Raw genomic sequence first — 19626 nt, forward strand, 5'->3', positions numbered from 1 at the left:
GCCGATCCCGACATGTTTCCCCTTTGCGGCGGCGGCGCGCAGCGATAAGCGGCAATCGGAACGGACAGGTGGCCGAGTGGTTTAAGGCAGCGGTCTTGAAAACCGCCGTGGGTGCAAGCCCACCGTGGGTTCGAATCCCACCCTGTCCGCCAATTGCCATTGATTTTGTTGATACTTTTTCAATAGATCGGCCTAGTTCCCACAACCGCTCCCCGATAGATCGGGCGCTAGGCGCTTAGGCTCACAATGCCGCTAAAATGGGATTGCAGATCGGGCAGGCCAAATCAGGGTAGTTTCCCGGCTGGCGCGGGTGCAGTTCGATACACACTCTACGCGACAAATCGCGGCTGGAAATGCAGGGAATCCGCGCCCTCGCGGAAATGGTAGCTTCCCCGTCAAAAATGACGGACAAAGTGCAATCGACTGAAAGCGCCGAAAAGCGCGGCATTGGAGCCGATCAATTTCCCGTCACTCCCGCATTCGCCTCGCGCGCGGCATGCGCCAAAACGAAAACGGCCCCGAAACCAAATGGTCTCGGGGCCGGAACGGACCCCCTGCTTGTTATCGCCGAGGGCCATGCCAAGTTTCCTTGGACTTAAGCCTGATGCCTTTCGGCAGCGCAGGAACGCAGCGTATATAATCCGAGAATGCTTAACCCGCAATGACGATGCCAAGCGCGCTGGCGACGGCACGTCGCAATTCGGCGACAAGCTCGGCAGAAAGTTCATGCTGCCAATATTGCCTTGTGCCGGTAACGTGGTGACGGAAGTGCGGCAAATCCAGCCGATCATATCCAACCGTCGCCACCATGTCGCACTTTGCCCATCGAGGCACGTCGCCCCACGGGTCCGGCACAGCAATCGCTAGCGCGACGTGCCACGCCTCCACGGGCGAAGGTCGAGTGACCGAAAGCGGAACCACAGTTACAAGGTCATTCCGACGCTTCAGTTTTGGCGACACTGTGACCGCAAGCCTGCGTTTGGCCATTTCCGGCGGCCGAAAACCGCCCTTGGCATAATCACAGACGACGATAGTTCCGGGTCGAGGATGATAGGGTAACGACATATTGAACGACGCCTAACGCGCTGCCGCTAATCTGCCAATCACCCTGTCTCTATTGATCGAACATGGTGCCGTTTTCCTGCACCAGCCGCGCAATCTCCCTCATGTATCGAGCGGCTGCCAAGGTGTCGCCAGATCGCCCGCCGTGCTTCCAAGCATTGCGGTTGCCCTCAGGTGCGCCGCTGCCCTTGCCGCCGTGCATCCGGCATCGCTTCGCGCCGTTGACCGCCGGTGACTGGCAAGCCGTTCCCTGCCTCGTCATGGCCAAGCATCGCGGGGCCGCTGCCAGCCGCGCCGGTTCCGGCTGCATGGGGTTGTTCGGCGGATTCTGCATTGCGGTGCGCCCCGGCGTAATGGTGGAATTGATCGGCAATAACGGCCTGCGCGCCCTCGTTCACATACACATGGCGCACGGTTTGCTCGCGCGGCTTGTGGAGCCTCGCCAGCGCCTCCAGCGTGGAACGGCAGGCAGCTTGAGCCTTGAGCGCCAGCCGCATGTATCTCTCCGCCGCGTCGGGATATTGGGCCATGTTGTTGCCTGAGCGCCGGGCCATGTCGGTAAAGAGCGCGTCCAGCGAGATCGCTTGCGATGTGAATATGCGGCTGGCCAGCGACAAATCGCCCTTCGAGGCCCGCTGAATTTCCTCCGCCAGCGCCGCGCTGCTTTCGGCAATATCGGGCTTGAGCTGGTCGCCAAACATTTGCGAGCCGAACGACATTGCCAAATTGGCATTGCGGATTTGCGGGTCCAGCGTGATCCGGGCCAGCGTCCGCCCGATGTTTTCGTCTGTCCGCTTTTCGACTTCGAGCTTGCCGGTTTCGCCCGGTGCCACCAGTCCATCGCCGGGATTGGCTTTTGCCTTTTTCGCCATTGTCAGTCCTTTGCCTTGCGCGCCTTCGCGCCGATGTTTTGAGAGTTGCCGCAACGCTTGCCGATCACGCGCCCGCCCGGTTCCAGCCGCTCCAGGCCGAATTGTGACGCGGCCTCAGGGCTTGCCCCCTTCAGGACATAGGCAAGCGCTGCCTCCAGATTGACGGCGTGGAGATCGGGATTGCCTGCCTCCAGCCCCAGCCGCCCGCCTATCGGTTTGCTGTGGATCACGCGCGCCCGGTAAGGCTGCCCGGTGATGCGGCGAAGCCAGCCCCGTTGCAGGGCCGTAATTACGGGCACGAGATCGGCAGACACGTGCGCGAGCAAGTGACAGTGCCCGCCTTTGTCATGGCCGTTGCCGGGGACGTTTTCATGCGTCCAAAGCCATGCCGTGCGGCTGCCATGCCGGGCCAGTGCCTTTGTCAGCAGATCGGTAAAGCGATAGGTCGCGTTCGCCATGCCCGCCAACGGCACTCCAGCCGCCTGCCAGTGAATCGAGATCATGCGGGTAAAGGGCAGCCCGATTTTTTCGGCATGGCGCTCAGCGGCCTTGAGATTGCCAATCTGAGCGGCTGTCAGTGCATGGCTTTCCCGATCGGCACGGTTGCGCGCGCCGCCCCTGCCGGTGCCTCCAGCGGAAAGGGCTGCCCCACCAGAGGTAACGTAACTATTCGCAAGCGCCGTGCCAGTTCGGGCAATCGGCGGATTTATGGGCGATTGCGGCTGGAGCGGTGCAATTGAAACTCCACCGAAACCGCAATCCCGGTGGAGTTTCAAAGCGCCGCCATGCCGGGCGCTATTGTGCGGCTTGGGCATGGCGGCAGCGATCATGCGGCAATCCAGACAATGGCCAGCTTGCCGGTGCTATTCGGCCTGCGCTGCCCGCTATCACGGATAAGCCCCTTGCGCCTCAGTTCGCTGGTGCGCGGCTGGATTGACCAGCGGTCCATATCGAGTCGCGCTGCCAGTTCATCGGCGGTAAGGCCGTGCGCGCCAGCATCGCGGATTGCGCCCTCTGCCATGCGCTGGAGCCGCCCCAGCTTAGGCGCAAGGGCATCGGCAGCGGCAATCGAGGTTTCCACGTTCCGGTGCCCCGGTGCGTCGGGATAGGTGCCCATTACGCGCCCCCCTCTGCCATCGGCGGCAAGCCCGCGCGGTCCAGTAGCTTCGCCAGCCAATCGGCCTGCGCTTCGCTCATGGGCGTGGAATCGACCGCAAGCTGGCCAAGGAATTGCCCGGCCTTGCGGCTGAGCCGGTGATTGCCGGCAAGCAGCGCAAGCGCGGCTGCCCGGTGATCGGAAAAGGGCCGCTCAGTCATTGCAACGGCCCTCCCCAAAGCAGAGCCGCGCCATATCCCGCGCCATCCAAGGCGACAGGCAGAAACGGAAGGAAAGCGTTTGAGCCTGCCAGTCCGATGCGGTAGAGGGGGAATGCAACCAGCGGCCAAGTTGATTGCGCGAAGCCCCGGCGATGCAACCGCCGGGGTTTTGCATATGTGCCGCCATCGCTCATGCTCCCGCCTGATAGGTCGGGAGGCTGGCCAGATAGGCTTCGAGATCGGCAAACGAGATCAACGTGCGCCGCCCGGCCTTTCGAGCGGTGATCTTGTTTTGCTGGAGCAATTCATAAAGTCGCGTGCGCGACATGCCCGTGAATTGCTGAGCTTCGGGCAAAGTGCCGTATGCTTTCATTTAGACGTGTCCCGCAAGGTCCGTGCGGGATCGCCCGAACGTTGCGGGGCAACATCTATTTGCTGAGGGGGTTGCCCCTCTAGGAAGCTATTCGCTGAAATTTTCGGGGAGAGTAGCTTCCTGCCCGGCCAGCCATTGTTTCATCGCCTCCACATGCGGCAGTTGACGCGCCGCCTCTTGCAGCACTTCGGGAAGATTTAGCCGCTCTGCGCCCGGAAACAGCTCGACATAGATACGTCGGTAAAATTCGGGCCAAGGGTGTTCGTTGCCATATTCCGCGCTCCAATTGTTCGCACGCGCTGGCGTGTCGAATGCGCTCTGGAACACTGGTGTTAGTGCCATTGCGAAGTTAACCCGCCTCTCGTAGCCTTGCCTTTTCCGCCACTTGGGCGGTTGGCCCGGCTGGGTTCCAACTTGAGACGCGGCCCGCGCAAGAATGTTAGCGATGGTTTCCAAGGGTTTGTGCATTAAGCCCAAGTAGTCGTTTTCGTAATCCGCGCCATCAGGGTTCTGCGGCCCTTCCAAGTATCGAAACACCTCCCAGAACGCTGCCGCCTCCGCTGTGTCGCCGAGGCGCGCAATGGCTTGGTGAAGTGCCTTAGCCTTCTTTGCCAAGCCGCTCAGTTGCTTGATGGCTTCGGCATTACTCTGCGGGCGATCACCCCTTGCAAAATCGGCGACATCTTGAATCGCGCGGGCTAAGCGCCGAAAATGCCATCCAGCTGCTAGCTGCAAGGTGAACCCGTCAAGGGCGCTCGCTATCCTCTCTGGCGTGATTGCCGCAATCCAAGGGTCAGTGAGATGCAGCGTGCTTACGAAGTCCTCCTTTTCGCTCATTTCTGCCCCCGAAACGGAATGATTGTCGCCGTGCGGCTGGCATCCGCCTCAGCCGTTAGGTATCTGGAGATTGCGAATCTCAGGGTTGCGTAAACCGCGCGCCGGGCAGCAGCGTAAATCGCCGTTCCGTCATTCGCGGCCTCCAGTAAAATGCTAACGGCATCGTCCAGTTCGGCCAACTCCAGCGGACTGTAAGCTGCCAATTCCAGTTCGAGGGGGGAAAGTGCTTCGTTCATGCCGCCGCTCCCCGGATTGGCGAAACCTTGGCACCAGTCGCGCCGTTGCTGGCGCAATAGGTGGCCCAATCGGCCATGAGCCGCCGCCGCTTGTCGAATAGATCACCGCGCCGGTAAGCCGCTTCGGACTTGTTGCCGATCACATGGGCCAGCGCCATTTCGCAGACTTCATGCGCATAGCCGGTGCATTCGGCTGCCCAATCGCGGAAGCCCGAACGGAAGCCGTGAACAGTGCATTCCAGCTTCATGCGGCGAAGCAGCATCGACATGGCCATTGTGGACAGCTTGCCGCCCTTGTCGGCTGGAAACAGGGTGGCCTTGCCTAGCGGTTTCAAGGCCTCCAGAATCTCGACAGCGCGCGGGGACAGGGGAATGCGATGTTCCTTGCCCGCCTTCATGCGAGACGCTGGCACGGTCCAGATTGCCTTGTCCAAATCGACTTCGGCCCAAGTCGCCCCTAGCACTTCGCTAGTGCGCGTGGCGGTCAGAATGACAAACTCCAGCGCCAGCGCCGCCATTGCCTCCCGCTCGCGCAGCTTCGCCATGAATGCCGGAATTGCCTCATACGGCATGGCCTTATGGTGCCCGCGCGTGAGCCGGGAACGGGCAGGCAGGATTTGCGCGATATGGCCGCGCCAACGGGCAGGGTTTTCGCCCTCCCGATACCCGCGCGCCTTGGCGGCATCGAGCACGGTTTCAATCCGGCCACGGATGCGGCTGGCGGTTTCGGGCTTGTCCTGCCAGATCGGTTCAAGGATTTTCAGCACATGCGCCGTGCCAATTTCGGCAACCGGCAAGTCGCCCATGACGGGATAGACGTAGCTGGCCAGCGTGTTGCGCCATTGCTGCCGGTGCTTGTCATTGCGCCAGCTTGCCTCATTCGCGGCGATATAGGCCTCTGCCACGGCCTTGAACGTCATTCCGGCAATTGCAGCCGCCTGAGCTGCCGCAAGCGCCTCTGTGGCCTCCCGCTGGCGTTCCTCCAGTGGATCAATCCCCGCCTTCACCTTGAGCCGCAAGGCATCACGGGCCGTGCGGGCATCGGCAAGGGAAATGCCGCCTTGTCCAGCCGCGCCCAATCCAATGTCGCGCGACTTGCCCTTGAGCATGAAGCGATAGACCCATGACCGCGCGCCGGTTTCTTTCACCAGCAAGTGCAGCCCGCCCCCGTCCGCGTGGCGTCCGGGCTTCGCGTTCTTGACCGCCAATGGCGTTAGGGCGTTGCTGAGCTTGCGGGGCATGGCTGGCGTCTCCGTTCCCAAATCCGTTCCCCGATAATACGCCGGATTTATGGGAACGCAACCGAATGGAACGGGACGGGAACAGAGTTGGATTGGCCGGATTATCTTCGGTTTTCTGCATTTTTCTAAATGCCAGCGGATGTATCGGGACGACAGTTTTGGGGACACCCTGTCCGCCATGATGCCACTGCGCCAACCGGCCGTAGTCCGGTGGCACTTTGTCAGGGACCAGCGCCGCCGGCCGCGACATGCGCTATTCGGCCGGGGCTTCTCTCGCGAGACAGTCAAAGTGGCCGACAAGGCAACTGGGACACGACCGGCATCGAGGGCGTGGCCGGCACGTCGCGGATCGGGGCCTTTGTCTGGCCCCGATCCGCGCGCCGTTCAGGCGAAGCCGAGGCTGACACGGCGACGCCGCACCGCCGCGCCGGCAAGGCCGAAGCCGCCGATCATCATTGCCCAGCTGGCCGGCTCAGGGACGGCTGCGAACTGATAATTGGACTGCCAGAAGCCGCCCGCACTCTGGGAACTCGAAAACCTGATCTGCCCGACCGTCGCGGTGCCGCGAAACACGTTGTCGATGGTGAAAAACACGTCGTTAGCGTTCTGGTCGATATCCTCGCCCGCGGCCGCGCCGAACACCGTCATCCGGTCGAGCGCCGTGCTGTAGCTGAGCGTGATATTGTCGACGCCCCCGCCGCTGCCCAGCGCCGGAGTGACGTTGTTCAGGGTAAAATCGGCGCTCGGGTCGAAAGCGGGCAAGCGCGCCCGGTTGAAGGTCAGCAGCCATGCGCGGAGAATGCCGCCGCTGAAAAAGATGTTCTGGTCGCTCGGCGTGCCGATGCGTGTGAAGCTGTCGGACACAGCCCCGAACGTCAGCGGATCGACATCCGCCGCCTGCGCGGGCACCGCCACAAGCGCGGCCGCAGCCGCGATCAACCCCTTGATCATATCAAACTCCCCTTTGACGCGCGGAGTGTTAATGGCCGTCAACCTTTTGTCGAGCGGGTCAACAGACAAGCCGCGTCCAGATTTGTGACCATTTCGGATCAGTTGCCGCCTGGCCGGCGCTCGGCCCGCCAGTGATCAATCGCGGCGACATGTGCCGCCAGAGCTTTCCGGTCGCCGCGCGCGCTCTGCCTGATCCCCTGTTCGACATTGGGCAGCGGGGGTAGATTCTGAACGCCGCCGCCACCCACCTGTCCGCCATCTATCGACCAGCAGCGAGAGGCGCAGATGGGCGGCCGCGCCGCACCGACTCTTTGCCGGGCCTCAGAAGTCGGCCGACAGGGACAGGTTGAGCCGCCGCGACGCAATGTATTGAAAGCCGCCCCCGCCCGTCACGTTCCAGCCAAAGACGTTGGTCAGATTGGCGATCTGCGTGCGCAACACCGTTGGGGTGCGGCCCAGCCTGAAACGATAGCGCGCGCCCAGATCGAGGGTCGCGCGCTGGGGGATGAACAGCGCGTTGTCGATCCTTGCCGCGCGCCTGCCGGTGTAGTTGATGCCCAGATCGACCGACAGGGCATCGAAGGCGGGCGGCTGATAGTCGATCCGGAGGTCGAGGGTGGTGCCCACCCGGCCGAGCGGTCTTTCGCCGAGCCGCCCCTGCTGCACCGCCTCACCGGTGACACGCGGGCGCATCAGCACCGCACCCGCCACCAGGTTCAGCCCCGCAAGCGGCCGGGCCGTCAGCGAAACCTCCGCCCCCTGATGTTTCACATCGCCCAGCACACGAAAGACATTGTCGCCGTCAAGCTCGAAATAGGGGCGCCGCACGTCGAACAGTCCCGCAATCAGCTTGACGTTTTTCGACAGCGTCCAGCGCATCCCGGCCTCGACCTGGCGGGTGCGCAGTGCCGGCAGGGTCAGATTGGCGTTCGCCGCAAAGGCCGGGGCGGTGCCGCTTTCCTCAAGCCCGCGCGTGGTGGCGGCATATACGGCCAGCCCCTCGATCGCGGTGATCGCTGCCGACGCATTCCACAGGATCGGGCTGTCTTCGTTGGCCGTCGGGACACGCCCCGGCGCGCGCACTTCCTTGCGGTAGCGGGTTTTCTGCACGCCAAGGTTGATCTCGCCCAGCCCTTGCCAGAGCATCGCATAGCCGAGCGCGCCGGTCTCCTGCCGGATTTCGTCGCGGGTCAGCGCGCCAAAGGCGACATCGGGTTCGGGCAGTGCAACGGCTGCATCGATCATGCCGGGGCCAAGGCTGCGGAAGGCGAAGCCGCCGAGATCGTCATCCACCCGCCGAAACCGCGCCGAGGCGATGAGGCGGTGGCTGCGCGGGCCTTCGGTGAAACCGCGTTCGACCAGCAGCTCGCCCGAATAGGATTGCGACACCTGATCGCGGCCCAGCAGCACCTGCCGTTCAGCGCTGCCGTCTGCCCGGGTGTTGGCGAAGAAATTCGCCCCGAATTGATCGATGGTGAAGCGCGACGAGAACAGGCCCAGCCCGATCCGCCACGGTCCGCGGTTGACCTTCGCCATGCCGCCGAAGTTTTGCGAATGGCCCGCCCAGTCGGCCCAGTCCTGCCCGAAAAAGCGATTGCGCGCGATGCGCCGCGGCAGAAACGCGCCGGCGGTGAAGATCACCGGCGTCGTCTCTTCGTCGAAATAGTCATACCGGCTGTAAAAGCCGGTCAGTTCCACGCCCTTGGCAGGCCGCCAGCGGGCAACCCCGCCATAGCGCACGAACCAGAAGTCGGCGCCATCGGGATAGACGAACTCTTCCACCCCGGCGCCGATGTTGAGATCGAGGTCGCCGGTCAGCGGCAGTGCGGCATCGACCGTGGCAAAGGCGGCAAAGAAATCGCCAAAGCCGGTGCGCGCGCTCACAACCGGCTTGTCGCCCACGCGGCGCAGGGAAAAGTCGACAATGCCGGTGGGGGCCGGGAACGGATAGCCAAGCGCGGACACGCCGACCTGGATGGTCGATCCTGCCCGCACCGCGTCGCTGAAGGCACCCTGGGAATCGAAATAAAGCCCTTCGATCCGCACATTCTGCGCGGCGAAGGCTGAAAACCCCCGGACATTGCCGCCGTTATACAGCCCGATGCTTTCATCCCCCACGCTGGTCCCGAACGCATCCGAGGCCTGCGTGATGACGTTCTCTTCAGAGCGGTTGACCAGCGCGATCGCCGGTGTCGTGGCAGAGCCTTGCGGCGTCTCCCCGTCGGGCGCGTCTTCGGCCGGCGGCGCAGGCGCTTGCGCAGCGGCGGAATGCACCGGGGCAAGATATGCCGGTGCCGCCAGCACCGCCCATGCCAGGCCATTGCGCATCGGCATCAGGCCAGTTTCAGGCGCGCAAAGCGACGGGCTGCAAGCAAGATCAGGCCGCCGGCAAGTCCGATCAGCAGCGCGATTTCAGGCCAGGGAGCACCCCGTCCGGGCGACCATGTGAAGCGCGGCATCAACGCGGCGTCCCCGCTCCGCATGATCGCGCCGCGCGCGACAAAGCCGCCGCCATAGGCGCGAAAGACGGCGAGATAGGCATTGCCCGCCGCGCGAAAGCCCTGCCCGGTCGCCGCGTCCGTCCCGGCAGACCGCTCAAGCGCGCGCCTCGCCACCAGCGCGGGAGAAACCCATGACAGGGTTTCGGCAACGCGTTGCTGCGCGGCAAGCTGCACCGCAAAGCGGCGATCGATCGGTGCGGTCGCCGCTTCGACCTTCTGCGCCACGTCCCATGTCTTGCGGATCGACGCGAGACGGCCCGCAAACGCGCCCGATGCGATTTCGGGGTGATCATTCTCATAGGCTTCGGTCGAAGCGACCTCGGCGGCACGCGCGGCAGCGATCTGTTCAAAACGCGAAGGCGGCGGATAGCTTGCCTGCACAAGGGCGGAACATGCGGCTGGGGCCACCAGCGTCAGCAGCGCCCAGAGGGCGACGAGCATGAAGGCCGCCGCCTCGGCACTGACGGCGAGGCTGTTGACCCAGGCAGCGCAGGTGGCCCAGAATATCAGGAACAGCGCCGCCACCAGCAGCCACACCCCCGCCGCCGGCCAGCGCCCCGCCACATCCGGCCCGGTTGCCAGCATCGTCAGCATCGCCGCCACGATCGGCGCCAGCACCAGCACCAGCCGCGGGATGACGCGCGCGCCGATCAGCTTGAGCGGGCTGCCCGCCTGCGCCAGGATCAGCCGCGCGACACCGCTGTCGCGGTCGGCCGCGAACAGGCCGTAGCACAGCCCGATCAGCACCAGCGGCGCCAGCACCACGACCACGAAGCCCAGGTCGATCCCGCCGCGGACCAGCAGTTCGGGGTTGTCCAGCCCGGTGCGCTGGAACAGCGTATCCCTGGTCGCCCGCATCGACACCGTCGCGGTATAGGGATCAACCGGCGCCCGTCCCGCGCTGGCATCGACCAGCACCGGCAGCGGCGCGATCAGCACCTGGCGCAGGCGATAGGGGGTGAGAATGGCCTCCTCCGGCGGCATCCCGGCATCGGCAAGCCGGTCGCGCAGCTGGGTGGTTGCTTCGTTCTGCCGCGCCTGCGCGGCGGCGCGGCCATCGACCTGGCTCTGCATCAACGCGCGCCCCGACAGGCAGGCCAATGCCAGCGCCCCCAGCAGCACTGCCAGCAGGCACAGCGCCGCGCGGTCGCGCAGGACGATCCGCAGTTCGAGCGCGATCAGCCGCAGCATGTCAGCGCTCCAATCCGGTCAGGCCGCGCGCCGCGCGCAGCGCGATCGCGAAAGCCACGATCAGCCACACCAGCAGGATCAGCGCCTCGCGCCACACCCCCGCCAGCGTTGCGCCCAGCGTGGGAGGGACAAAGCGGAAATCCTCGACCTTCGCCCAAAGCTGCGGATCGGCGACATAGTCGAAATCGGCACCTGCGCCGTTTTTGATGAGGTCGGTGTTGAGCTGCGTCACCAGCGAACGGCGGCGGCGTTCCGCCTGCTGCTGGAACGCGATCTGATGCGGCATGTCGGTGCCGCTCAGCGCCATCGAGATGTTCTGCAGTGCCGGGAGCGGGGATAACAGACCGGCCCAGCGCAGCCAGTCTCGCTGGGCTTGATACACACCGAAAAGCGCGCCGAACTTCTCGTCATGGACACGGTTGCCGAGCCGCTCGTCCTCCTCCAGCTGCAGCCCGCCGAAGCTGACCGGCAGGTCTTCGAGCCGGGTGACGCCATATTGTGCCATCACCCTCGCCTCGAATGCCTTCGCCCCGTCCGCAAACGGGCTGGGATAGGCGGCCTTGGCGGCGGCGACATCCGCCCAGAACTGCTCGCTGGTGGGTGCCGGTGCCGCATAGTCGGCCACCGCCACGGCAGCCCGCGGCGTCAGGATGATCGCGAACAGCCACAACCCCGCCAGGATCATCAGCGCCTGCCCCGATGATCGCGCGCGCAGCGACACCGCCACCGCCAAGGCCGCGACGATCGCCAGAAACACGGCATAAGCGAGAAGCCACAGGCCAAGCCGCACCGGATCGACCGGCCCCGCGCCCGCCGCGGCCACCGCGCCCACCAGGCTGATCGCGCCGCCGAGCAGCAGCGTCACCAGGCCGACCGATGCCAGCTTGGCGCGCACCAGCCGCCCGGGGCTGACCCCGCTCGCCAGCATCAGCCGCAGCGTGCCCCGCTCCCGCTCGCGCGCGACACTGCCCGCGGCGATCACGGCGACGAGCAGCGGCATCAGCGCCTGCAATACCCAGGCAAGGCTGAAATCGCCGCTGAGCAGGATCTGGGTCTGGTCGTCGATCGGTCGCGCCACGGCGGGATTGCGGTTGTGCGCCTCCATCCACACCGCGCTGCCCGCATAAGCCGCGATCCCGGGGTCCAGCACCGCCTCGGCGGTCAGCGGCCTGAACGCCCATTTGGAGAAATGCGCCGCGCTGTGCGGATTGCGTGCGCCCTGCCCCTCCCATGTGATCCGGTCTGCAGCGATGGTGGCCGCGCGGTCGGCCTCATGCGCATTGATGCGAACCCATGACGTGGCAAGCGCGGTCAGGCCCAGGGCAAGGACCAGCAGCGCCATGACGATGACCCGCCGGTCACGCCGCAGCTCGCGGAAATCCTTGGCGACGATTGCAGCGACGACGCTCATGCCGCGCGCTCGGCCATGTGGGTGAGGTAGATCGCCTCAAGCTCGCTCGCCGAAAGGCTTGCGGGATCGATCGTCGCCAGCAACTGCCCGTGGCGCATGATGCCGATCCGGGTGGCGACATCCTTGGCCCGGAATATGTCGTGAGTGGAGATGAGCAGGGCGGTGCCGCCTGCTGCGGTTTCGCGCAGCACCGCGACCAGATCATTGGCCGCTGCGGGATCCAGCCCGGACAGCGGCTCATCGAGCAGGATCGCGCGCGCCTGCTTCATCAACGCGATGGCAAGGCCGAGCTTCTGGCGCATCCCCTTGGAATATGTGCCGGCCGGTCGCTCGATCGCGCCGTCGGGGAAGCGCAGCCGCGCCAGGATCGCATCGCGTTGGCCGGGGTCGACCCGCTCGCCCGCCAGCTGGGCGAAGAAATCGAGGTTTTCCGCGCCGGTCAGGGTCGGGTAAAGGGCCACCACCTCGGCCACATAGCCAAGCTTCTTGCGGGCGGCGGCTGGATCGCGGGCAACCTCCACCCCGTCAACCCGCGCGGCGCCGGCGCAAGGCTCCAGAAAGCCGAGAAAAAGGTTGATCGTCGTCGTCTTGCCGGCACCGTTCGCGCCGAGCAGGCAGACAATCTCGCCCGCCGCGACCCGGAGGTCGAGCCGGTCGAGCGCCACTGCCTCACCGAAACGCATGGTGAGACCGGCAGCTTCGAGCACCGCCGGCTGCATCGGAACCCTCACGCCGGCTCGAGCGCGGTCTGCGCCTCGCCCCATGCCGGGAAGGGATCGTTGAGCCGCGCCCATTTGTCGGGCGTGAACGCGTCGGTCGGCAGCAGACAGGCATCGAGTGCCTTGGTGATCTCCGCCCTGTCCAGCCCGATGCCGATCAGCACAAGCTCCTGCCGCCTGTCGCCCCACACCGGGTGCCAGTGGCGACCCACGAACGCCTCGAACGTGCCATCATCAGGCCAGCGGTTCTTGGGCACCGCCGCCCACCAGCGCCCCATCCGGCTGACGCTTTTCTGGTGCCCGGCAATGGCCAGCTCGCCAAGGAAATCGGGCCGGGTGGCAAGCCAGAAATGGCCTTTCGCGCGGATGACCCGATCCAGCGCCTTGCCCGTCAGCAGGCGGTAAAAAGCCGCCGGGTGAAAGGGCTGACGCGCACGGTAGACAAAGCTCTCGACGCCATATTCTTCGCTCTCCGGGCGGTGGCTGGCATAGTCGTACAGCTCCTTTGCCCAGAGCGGATGCTGTTCGGAACGCTCTTCGTCATAAAGTCCGGTGTCGAGGATCGCATCGAGTGCGATGTTCCCGAAATCAGCCTCGATGATCCGCGCATCCGCGTTGAGGGATGCCACCACCTGCTTGACGGTCGCGAGCTTGTCGGGCGACACGGCACCCGCCTTGTTGACGATCACCACATCGGCGAACTCGATCTGCTCCACCAGCAGGCCGACAAGACTGCGATCGTCGCCCTCGCCTGCCGTCTGCCCGCGCGCAGACAGGAGATCGCGGCTCGAATAATCCGCCAGCAGGTTCAAGGCGTCGACAACCGTGACCATCGTGTCGAGCCGGGCGACATCGCCAAGGCATTCGCCCTGCTCGTCGCGGAACGAGAATGTGGCAGCAACCGGCAGCGGTTCGGAAATGCCCGTGCTTTCGATGACCAGATAGTCGAAGCGGCCCTGCCGGGCGAGTTCGCGCACTTCCTTCAGCAGGTCGTCGCGCAGCGTGCAGCAGATGCAGCCATTGGTCATCTCGACCAGCGCCTCCTCGGCACGGGACAGCGCCGCCTCTCCGCCGCGCACGAGATCCGCGTCGATATTCACTTCGCTCATGTCATTGACGATCACCGCCACCCGCTTGCCCTCGCGGTTGGCGAGGATGTGATTGAGCAGCGTGGTCTTGCCAGCCCCCAGAAATCCGGAAAGCACGGTAACGGGCAGGCGGCGGTCCGCAGTGTCGGTCATGGCAGGGTCCTGTTGGGTCGCTTGGCTTCAGCTGACCTCCCGATACGATATAATATATCTTATCTCAATGGCCATGTCTCCGGGCTGGCCCTGCCCGACAATGCGGACCGCCGTTCAATGAAAATCGCGCGAGCGCAGGATCGGGCGTGCGTCGCGGGGATGGCCCGCGCGCGGGGACGGCACAGTGCGCAGCGGCTGGGGGTGGTCGACCTCGTCGGCATGTGCGCGCGGCGTCCGCGCTTCGGTGTCGGCCAGACCGTCGATCAGCTCGCTGCGGTCGATGATCCGCGCGGCGAGCAGATGGACGATGCCTTCGCGGCTTTTCTGCACCTCGCCCGCCACCTGCATCAGCCGCGCCGCCATGACGGCGCGGCGATAGCGTTCGAAGCGGCTGGCCCACAGGATCACATTGGTGATGCCGCTTTCATCCTCCAGCGTGACGAAGATCGCATTGCCCTTGCCCGGCCGCTGACGGACCAGCACCAGCCCGGCGACCTGCATCCGCGCGCCCGAACGGGCGGCGGCGATGTCGGCGCAGCTGGCCACCCCCTCGCCGCGCAGCCGGTCGCGCAGAAACGCCAGCGGATGCGCGCCGAGCGACAGGCGCAGCGCCTGATAATCGGCGATCACCGCTTCCGGTGCGGGCATCAGCGGCAGCGCCATATCGGCCTCTGCCCCCAGATCATCGGCCCCGGCGGCGGCGAACAGCGGCAGCGCCGGCCCGGCGATCCGTCGCGCCGCCCAGAGCGCATCGCGCCGCCCGAGCCCGAGCGATCCGAACGCATCGCCATCGGCCAGCAGCCTGAGCGCAGCCGGCGGCAACCCGGCGCGGCGCGCCAGATCGCCGATCGCGCCGAAGTGCCCGCCCCCTTCGCGCGCGGCAACCAGCGCCTCGGCCCAGGCCTGGCGAAACCCGTCAAGCTGACGGAAGCCGAGGCGCAGGCCGAGATTTCCGTTGTTATCCGGTTCGAGCTTATTGTCCCAATCGCTTGAATTCACATCAAGCGGAAACACCGTCACCCCATGTTCGCGGGCGTCGCGGACGATCTGGGCAGGGGCGTAAAAGCCCATTGGCTGGGCGTTGAGCAGCGCACAGGCGAACACCGCCGGCTGGTGGCATTTGATCCATGACGACACATAGACCAGCCGGGCAAAGGACAGGGCATGGCTTTCGGGAAAGCCATAGCTGCCAAACCCCTCGATCTGGCGGAAACAGCGTTCGGCGAAATCGGGATCATAGCCCTTGGCGGTCATCCCCCGCACCATCTTGTCGCGGAACTGGTGGATGGTGCCGACATTGCGGAACGTCGCCATGGCGCGGCGCAGCTGATTGGCCTCTGACGGCGAAAATCCGGCGGCCACGATCGCCAGCTTCATCGCCTGTTCCTGGAACAGCGGCACGCCATAGGTCTGGCCGAGCACGGTGCGCAGCTCGTCCGGGTCGTGCGGCGGCGCGGGCGATGGCAGCTCGGCCTTTTCCAGCCCGGCGCGGCGGCGCAGATAGGGGTGCACCATCTCCCCCTCAATCGGGCCGGGGCGGACGATCGCCACCTGGACGGTCAGATCATACAGGCAGCGCGGCCGCAGCCGGGGCAGCATGTTGATCTGTGCCCGGCTTTCGACCTGGAACACGCCGATGCTGTCGCCGCGGCACAGCATGTCATAGACCAGCGGATCATCGGCCTTGAGATCGACCTCCAGATCATGATCGCCCAGCCCGTGGCGGCGCATCAGATCAAAGGCGCGGCGGATGCAGCTGAGCATGCCCAGCGCCAGCACATCGACCTTCATCAGCCCCAGCGCGTCGATATCGTCCTTGTCCCATTCGATGAAGCTGCGCCCGGCCATCGCCGCATTGTGGATCGGCACCAGCGCGTCGAGCCGGTCCTCGGTCAGAACAAAGCCGCCGACATGCTGCGACAGATGGCGCGGAAAGCCGAGCAGCCGGTCGACGATCCGGCGCAGCCGCGCAATCTCCGGCGCGTCAGGGTCGAACCCGGCGTCATGATAGCGTTTTTCCTCCACCCGGTCGGCAAAGCTGCCCCAGATGGTGCTGCTCAGCCGCGCGGTGATGTCGGTCGACAGGCCGAGCGCCTTGCCGACCTCGCGGATCGCGCTGCGCGGGCGGTAACGGATGACGGTCGCGGCGATGGCGGCGCGGTGGCGGCCGTAGCGGCGATAGATATACTGGATCACCTCTTCGCGCCGCTCATGCTCGAAATCCACATCGATATCGGGCGGCTCGCTGCGTTCTTCGGAGACGAAGCGGGAAAACAGCAGGTCGTGCTCGACCGGATCGACCGAAGTCACGCCCAGCAGGAAGCAGACGATCGAGTTCGCCGCCGATCCCCGCCCCTGGCACAGGATCGGCGGCTGCTGCGCGCGGGCAAAGCGCACCAGATCATGCACGGTCAGGAAATAATGGGCGTAACGCTGGCGCGCGATCAGCGTGAATTCCTCGGCCAGCATCGCCGCCACGCGCGGGGGCAGCGGATCGCCGTAACGCGCCAGCGCCGCCTGCCGCACCATATGTTCCAGCCAGCCCTGCGCGTCCCAGCCCTCGGGCACCGGCTCGTTGGGATAGCAATAGCGCAGATCGTCGAGCGAGAAGGAGATCCGGTCGATCAGGTCAAGGCCCGCCGCCAGCGCATCGGGCCGGGCGGCGAACAGCCGCGCCATCTCCGCCGGCCCGTGCAGATGCCGCTCGGCATTGGGCAGCAGCCGCCGTCCTGCCGCCATGACGGTGGTGCCCATGCGGATGCAGCTCAATATGTCATGGATCACCCGGTCCTCGGGCAGCGCATAGAGCGGATCGGCGGTCGCCAGCAGCGCCACCCCCGCCCGGCCCGCCTGTTCGCCCAGCCGCATCAGCCGCCGCCGGTCGCGGCCGCTGCGCGGCATCGTCGCGCCCAGCCACAGCCGCCCCGGCGCGGCCGCGGCAAGGCGGCGCAGCACGGCGTCATCAACCCCGTCCGCCGCCGCATCGGGCATGACGATCAGCAGCAGATCCTCGGCATCGGCGATCAGATCGGCCAGATACAGGATGCATTCGCCCTTGGCCGCGCGCAGATTGCCCAGGCTGAGCAGCCCGGTTAGCCGCCCCCAGCCGGCACGCGTCGCCGGATAGGCGATAATGTCGGGCGTCCCGTCGGCAAAGGCCAGCCGCGCGCCGACGACCAGCCGGAAATCGGGGAGCATGACGCCGTCGGCCGCCGCCCGTTCCCGCGCCTCGCGCAGCGCGACATGGGCGCGCACCACCCCTGCAACGCTGTTGCGATCGGCAATGCCCAACCCGGCACAGCCCAGCCCGATCGCCCGCGCGACCATTTCCGCCGGATGCGACGCGCCGCGCAGGAACGAGAAATTGGTCGCCGCCGCCAGTTCGGCAAAGCCCGGCGTCACGCGAACAGCCCGTGCAGGAACCAGCGCGGGGCCGGTGTCTCGCGGCCGTAAAGCCCGTGGCGGAACAGCCAGTAACGCCGCCCGCGCGCATCCTCGATCCGGAAATAGTCGCGGGTCCGCCCCTCGGCCCCGGTCAACCGCCACCATTCGGGCGCGATCCTCTCCGGCCCGTCATAGCGCACGACATCATGCACATTGCCCTTCCAGCGGAACCGGCGCGGCGGCCCTTCGGGCACCGCGGCCACCACCTCGATCGGCTGGGGCGGATCGAACAGATGCAGCGGGCGCAGCGGCGGCTCGCCGGGCGCGGGGGCCGTCCATGGCGCGGGGGCCGGGCGTTCGGCGGCGGGCAGGCTGAGCACGCCCTGTTCGGGGACATGGCTGTCGCCGGGCACCAGCCGGCGCAGCCGCGCCCGGCCATGGCGCGCGGCCAGCCGGTCGATCAGCCCGGCCAGTTCGGCCTCGCGCACCGCCCCGCCCTCCAGCGCCAGCTGGGTCGGGGCGAGCGGTTCAACACGGGGAATGTCGAGTGCCACCATGTCGAACCCGAAACCGGGATCGAGCGGATCGGCCAGCGCGTCGATGCGTTCGCGCAGCAGCCGCATGACCAGCGCCGGATCGCGGCTGGGCAGGCTGGTGTCGACCATCAGCTGGCGGACATGGCCATCGCAACGATAGCAGCGCAGCAAGAAGCAGCGCCCGCCCCGGTCGCGCGCGGCCAGCGCCGCCGCCGCCTCGGCCGCCAGCTCGCCGATCACGGTCATCAGGCTGTCGGCCAGGCCGAGCGGTTCGGCAAAGCGCCGTTCGAACCGCAGCGCCGGGGGCGGGCGACGCGGGGTGATGCGGCTGTCAGCCAGCCCGAGCAGCCGGTCGAGCCGGTCGGTCACCTCCGCCCCGAACCGTGCCGCCAGCGGCGCACGCGGCCGCCCGGCCAGATCGCCGATGGTGCGCAGCCCGGCCCGGCGCAGCGCGCGCAGCGCCTCGTCCTCCAGCTCGAGCGCAATGACCGGCAGCCGGCGCAGCGCCGCCGCCTCGTTTGCCGCAGGCACGCTCTGGAACCGGGCCAGCGCGCGCGCACCCTCGGGCGTGGCGGCAAAGGCATGGCGGACGGCAAGGCCGAACCCGGTCAGCCGCGCCTCGACCTGCCCGGCCAGCGCCGCTTCGCCGCCGAACAGATGCGCGCATCCCGTCACGTCGAGCATCAGCCCGTCGGGCGGATCGAGCGCGACCATCGGCGTGAACCGGTCAAGATCCTCGGCCAGCCGCTCGACAAGCGCCAGATCGGCCGCCGGATCATGCGGGCAGGCCACGACATCGGGCACCCGCGCCCGCGCATCGGCCAGCGCCATGCCCGCCTCCAGCCCCAAGGCGAGCGCGGCGGCATTGCAGGCCGCGATCCGGTCCGCCCCGCGCAGCTTTTCGGTCAGGACGAGCGGCTGATCAGCCGGCGCGCCGCCATGGCCCCGGGCGGATGACCGCAGCCGGTCGGTCGCCAGCAGGGGCAGGAACAGCGCCAGATAGCGCTGCGGCACGGAAACTGCCTGTGTCACGATCCCATTCCATTCGCCAATCCATGCCCGCCCGTCCGCCACGGTGGCGGGCCAGCCGCGCGGCCAGCGCCGGATGCCCGGGCGCATCGTCGATGAGCGGCCGGGACAGGGCCGGCGTCACGTCCCAGCGCGTGTGCGCGGCGCTGGGCATCGGCCGGGCGGCGATACGCAGCAGCAGCGGCGTCACCCCCGACCGCTCGGCCGCCAGCGCCAGCCTGCGGGTCGCGGTCAGGTCGAGAATGGCGGGCTGATGCCAGATTTCGATCACCACCAGCCCGACATCGCCGCAGCGCAGCGCCTCGACCGCCGCGCGCAGCACCGCCAGCGCATCGGGCATCGCCCCCAGCACCAGCCGCCCCGGATCCAGCCCGAGCGCGGCCAGCCCCGGCGCATGGAGCGCCAGCCGCCGGTCGACCGCCTCTTCGCGCAGCCAGATGAGCGGCCCGGCGGGCCGGACGAGACGGCGGGCGAGCATCGCGGCAAAGCCGGTCGCCGCCGCCGCATCCTCGGCCGCTGCCGTCAGGACTTCATGCAGCCGCCCCTGCGCCAGTCCGCCGGCCAGCGCCCGGTCGACCGCACCGTCGCCGAGCGCGCACAGCCCGTCCCGCCCCCGGCCGATCGCCGGAGCCAGAGTGACGGCCCGCCGGAAGGCGGGGTGAAGACGCACCGAATCCTGCATGGCTTCCCGCATATGTTCACTTTATGTTCCATGCGAGAACAAA

General features: G+C 66.5%; 19 protein-coding genes and 1 tRNA gene. 1 reads left to right on the plus strand and 19 read right to left on the minus strand.

All coding sequences use genetic code 11. From position 1 onward, the window contains the following. The first annotated feature begins 62 nt into the window (after positions 1–62). A tRNA-Ser gene (locus OPU66_RS00830) sits at positions 63–152 on the plus strand. Positions 153–651: 499 nt separating this feature from the next. Here OPU66_RS00830 and OPU66_RS00835 read toward each other — a convergent pair. The 19 genes from OPU66_RS00835 to OPU66_RS00925 form a co-directional block, all read right to left on the minus strand. Next, positions 652–1065: a type II toxin-antitoxin system PemK/MazF family toxin gene (locus OPU66_RS00835; RefSeq protein WP_498551699.1), complete on the minus strand. Its 414-nt coding sequence runs from the start codon at positions 1063–1065 to the stop codon at positions 652–654. Between the two features lie 49 nt (positions 1066–1114). Beyond that, the gene (locus OPU66_RS00840; RefSeq protein ID WP_498551700.1) at positions 1115–1324 is read right to left on the minus strand and encodes an HGGxSTG domain-containing protein; all 210 of its coding nucleotides are present in this window, start codon (positions 1322–1324) and stop codon (positions 1115–1117) included. Next, positions 1233–1934, minus strand: a complete 702-nt coding sequence (locus OPU66_RS00845; protein WP_498551701.1) for a hypothetical protein — start codon at positions 1932–1934, stop codon at positions 1233–1235. The genes OPU66_RS00840 and OPU66_RS00845 overlap by 92 nt, the downstream gene beginning before the upstream one ends. A gap of 2 nt (positions 1935–1936) precedes the next feature. Then, the gene (locus OPU66_RS00850; protein ID WP_498551702.1) at positions 1937–2764 is read right to left on the minus strand and encodes a hypothetical protein; all 828 of its coding nucleotides are present in this window, start codon (positions 2762–2764) and stop codon (positions 1937–1939) included. Continuing rightward, positions 2761–3051 carry a hypothetical protein gene (locus tag OPU66_RS00855; RefSeq protein ID WP_498551703.1) on the minus strand — a complete coding sequence of 97 codons (291 nt, stop codon included), beginning with the start codon at positions 3049–3051 and terminating at the stop codon, positions 2761–2763. The genes OPU66_RS00850 and OPU66_RS00855 overlap by 4 nt, the downstream gene beginning before the upstream one ends. Next, complete coding sequence (locus OPU66_RS00860) at positions 3051–3251, minus strand: hypothetical protein (RefSeq protein WP_498551704.1); 201 nt, start codon at positions 3249–3251, stop codon at positions 3051–3053. The genes OPU66_RS00855 and OPU66_RS00860 overlap by 1 nt, the downstream gene beginning before the upstream one ends. Positions 3252–3441: 190 nt before the next feature. Next, entirely contained in the window at positions 3442–3624 is a 183-nt protein-coding gene (locus OPU66_RS00865; protein WP_498551705.1) for a helix-turn-helix domain-containing protein, read from the minus strand. 87 nt (positions 3625–3711) lie between these two features. Next, positions 3712–4461: a hypothetical protein gene (locus OPU66_RS00870; RefSeq protein ID WP_498551706.1), complete on the minus strand. Its 750-nt coding sequence runs from the start codon at positions 4459–4461 to the stop codon at positions 3712–3714. Beyond that, positions 4458–4697 (minus strand): hypothetical protein, encoded by a 240-nt coding sequence (locus OPU66_RS00875; RefSeq protein ID WP_498551707.1) that lies wholly within the window; start codon positions 4695–4697, stop codon positions 4458–4460. Before OPU66_RS00875 ends, OPU66_RS00870 begins: the two co-directional genes overlap by 4 nt. Continuing rightward, positions 4694–5938, minus strand: a complete 1245-nt coding sequence (locus tag OPU66_RS00880) for a tyrosine-type recombinase/integrase (protein WP_498551708.1) — start codon at positions 5936–5938, stop codon at positions 4694–4696. Before OPU66_RS00880 ends, OPU66_RS00875 begins: the two co-directional genes overlap by 4 nt. Before the next feature lie 384 nt (positions 5939–6322). After that, positions 6323–6958, minus strand: a complete 636-nt coding sequence (locus tag OPU66_RS00885; RefSeq protein ID WP_498551709.1) for a PEPxxWA-CTERM sorting domain-containing protein — start codon at positions 6956–6958, stop codon at positions 6323–6325. Positions 6959–7210: 252 nt separating this feature from the next. Beyond that, a complete protein-coding gene (locus tag OPU66_RS00890; protein WP_498551710.1) occupies positions 7211–9223 on the minus strand; it encodes a TonB-dependent receptor in 2013 nt (670 codons plus the stop codon). After that, entirely contained in the window at positions 9223–10581 is a 1359-nt protein-coding gene (locus tag OPU66_RS00895; protein WP_498551711.1) for a DUF3526 domain-containing protein, read from the minus strand. Before OPU66_RS00895 ends, OPU66_RS00890 begins: the two co-directional genes overlap by 1 nt. Before the next feature lies 1 nt (position 10582). Continuing rightward, positions 10583–11992, minus strand: coding sequence for a DUF3526 domain-containing protein (locus OPU66_RS00900; protein ID WP_498551712.1), 1410 nt, complete (start codon positions 11990–11992; stop codon positions 10583–10585). Beyond that, entirely contained in the window at positions 11989–12675 is a 687-nt protein-coding gene (locus tag OPU66_RS00905; protein ID WP_498551713.1) for an ABC transporter ATP-binding protein, read from the minus strand. The genes OPU66_RS00900 and OPU66_RS00905 overlap by 4 nt, the downstream gene beginning before the upstream one ends. Positions 12676–12719: 44 nt before the next feature. Continuing rightward, entirely contained in the window at positions 12720–13952 is a 1233-nt protein-coding gene (locus tag OPU66_RS00910; RefSeq protein WP_498551714.1) for a GTP-binding protein, read from the minus strand. Between the two features lie 114 nt (positions 13953–14066). After that, positions 14067–17354: an error-prone DNA polymerase gene (locus OPU66_RS00915; protein ID WP_498551715.1), complete on the minus strand. Its 3288-nt coding sequence runs from the start codon at positions 17352–17354 to the stop codon at positions 14067–14069. Continuing rightward, positions 17351–18904, minus strand: a complete 1554-nt coding sequence (locus OPU66_RS00920; protein ID WP_498551716.1) for a Y-family DNA polymerase — start codon at positions 18902–18904, stop codon at positions 17351–17353. The genes OPU66_RS00915 and OPU66_RS00920 overlap by 4 nt, the downstream gene beginning before the upstream one ends. Beyond that, positions 18795–19595 carry an ImuA family protein gene (locus OPU66_RS00925; protein ID WP_498551717.1) on the minus strand — a complete coding sequence of 267 codons (801 nt, stop codon included), beginning with the start codon at positions 19593–19595 and terminating at the stop codon, positions 18795–18797. The genes OPU66_RS00920 and OPU66_RS00925 overlap by 110 nt, the downstream gene beginning before the upstream one ends. Positions 19596–19626 lie beyond the last annotated feature (31 nt).

The sequence above is a fragment of the Sphingomonas sp. URJC2 genome, assembly GCF_059803575.1.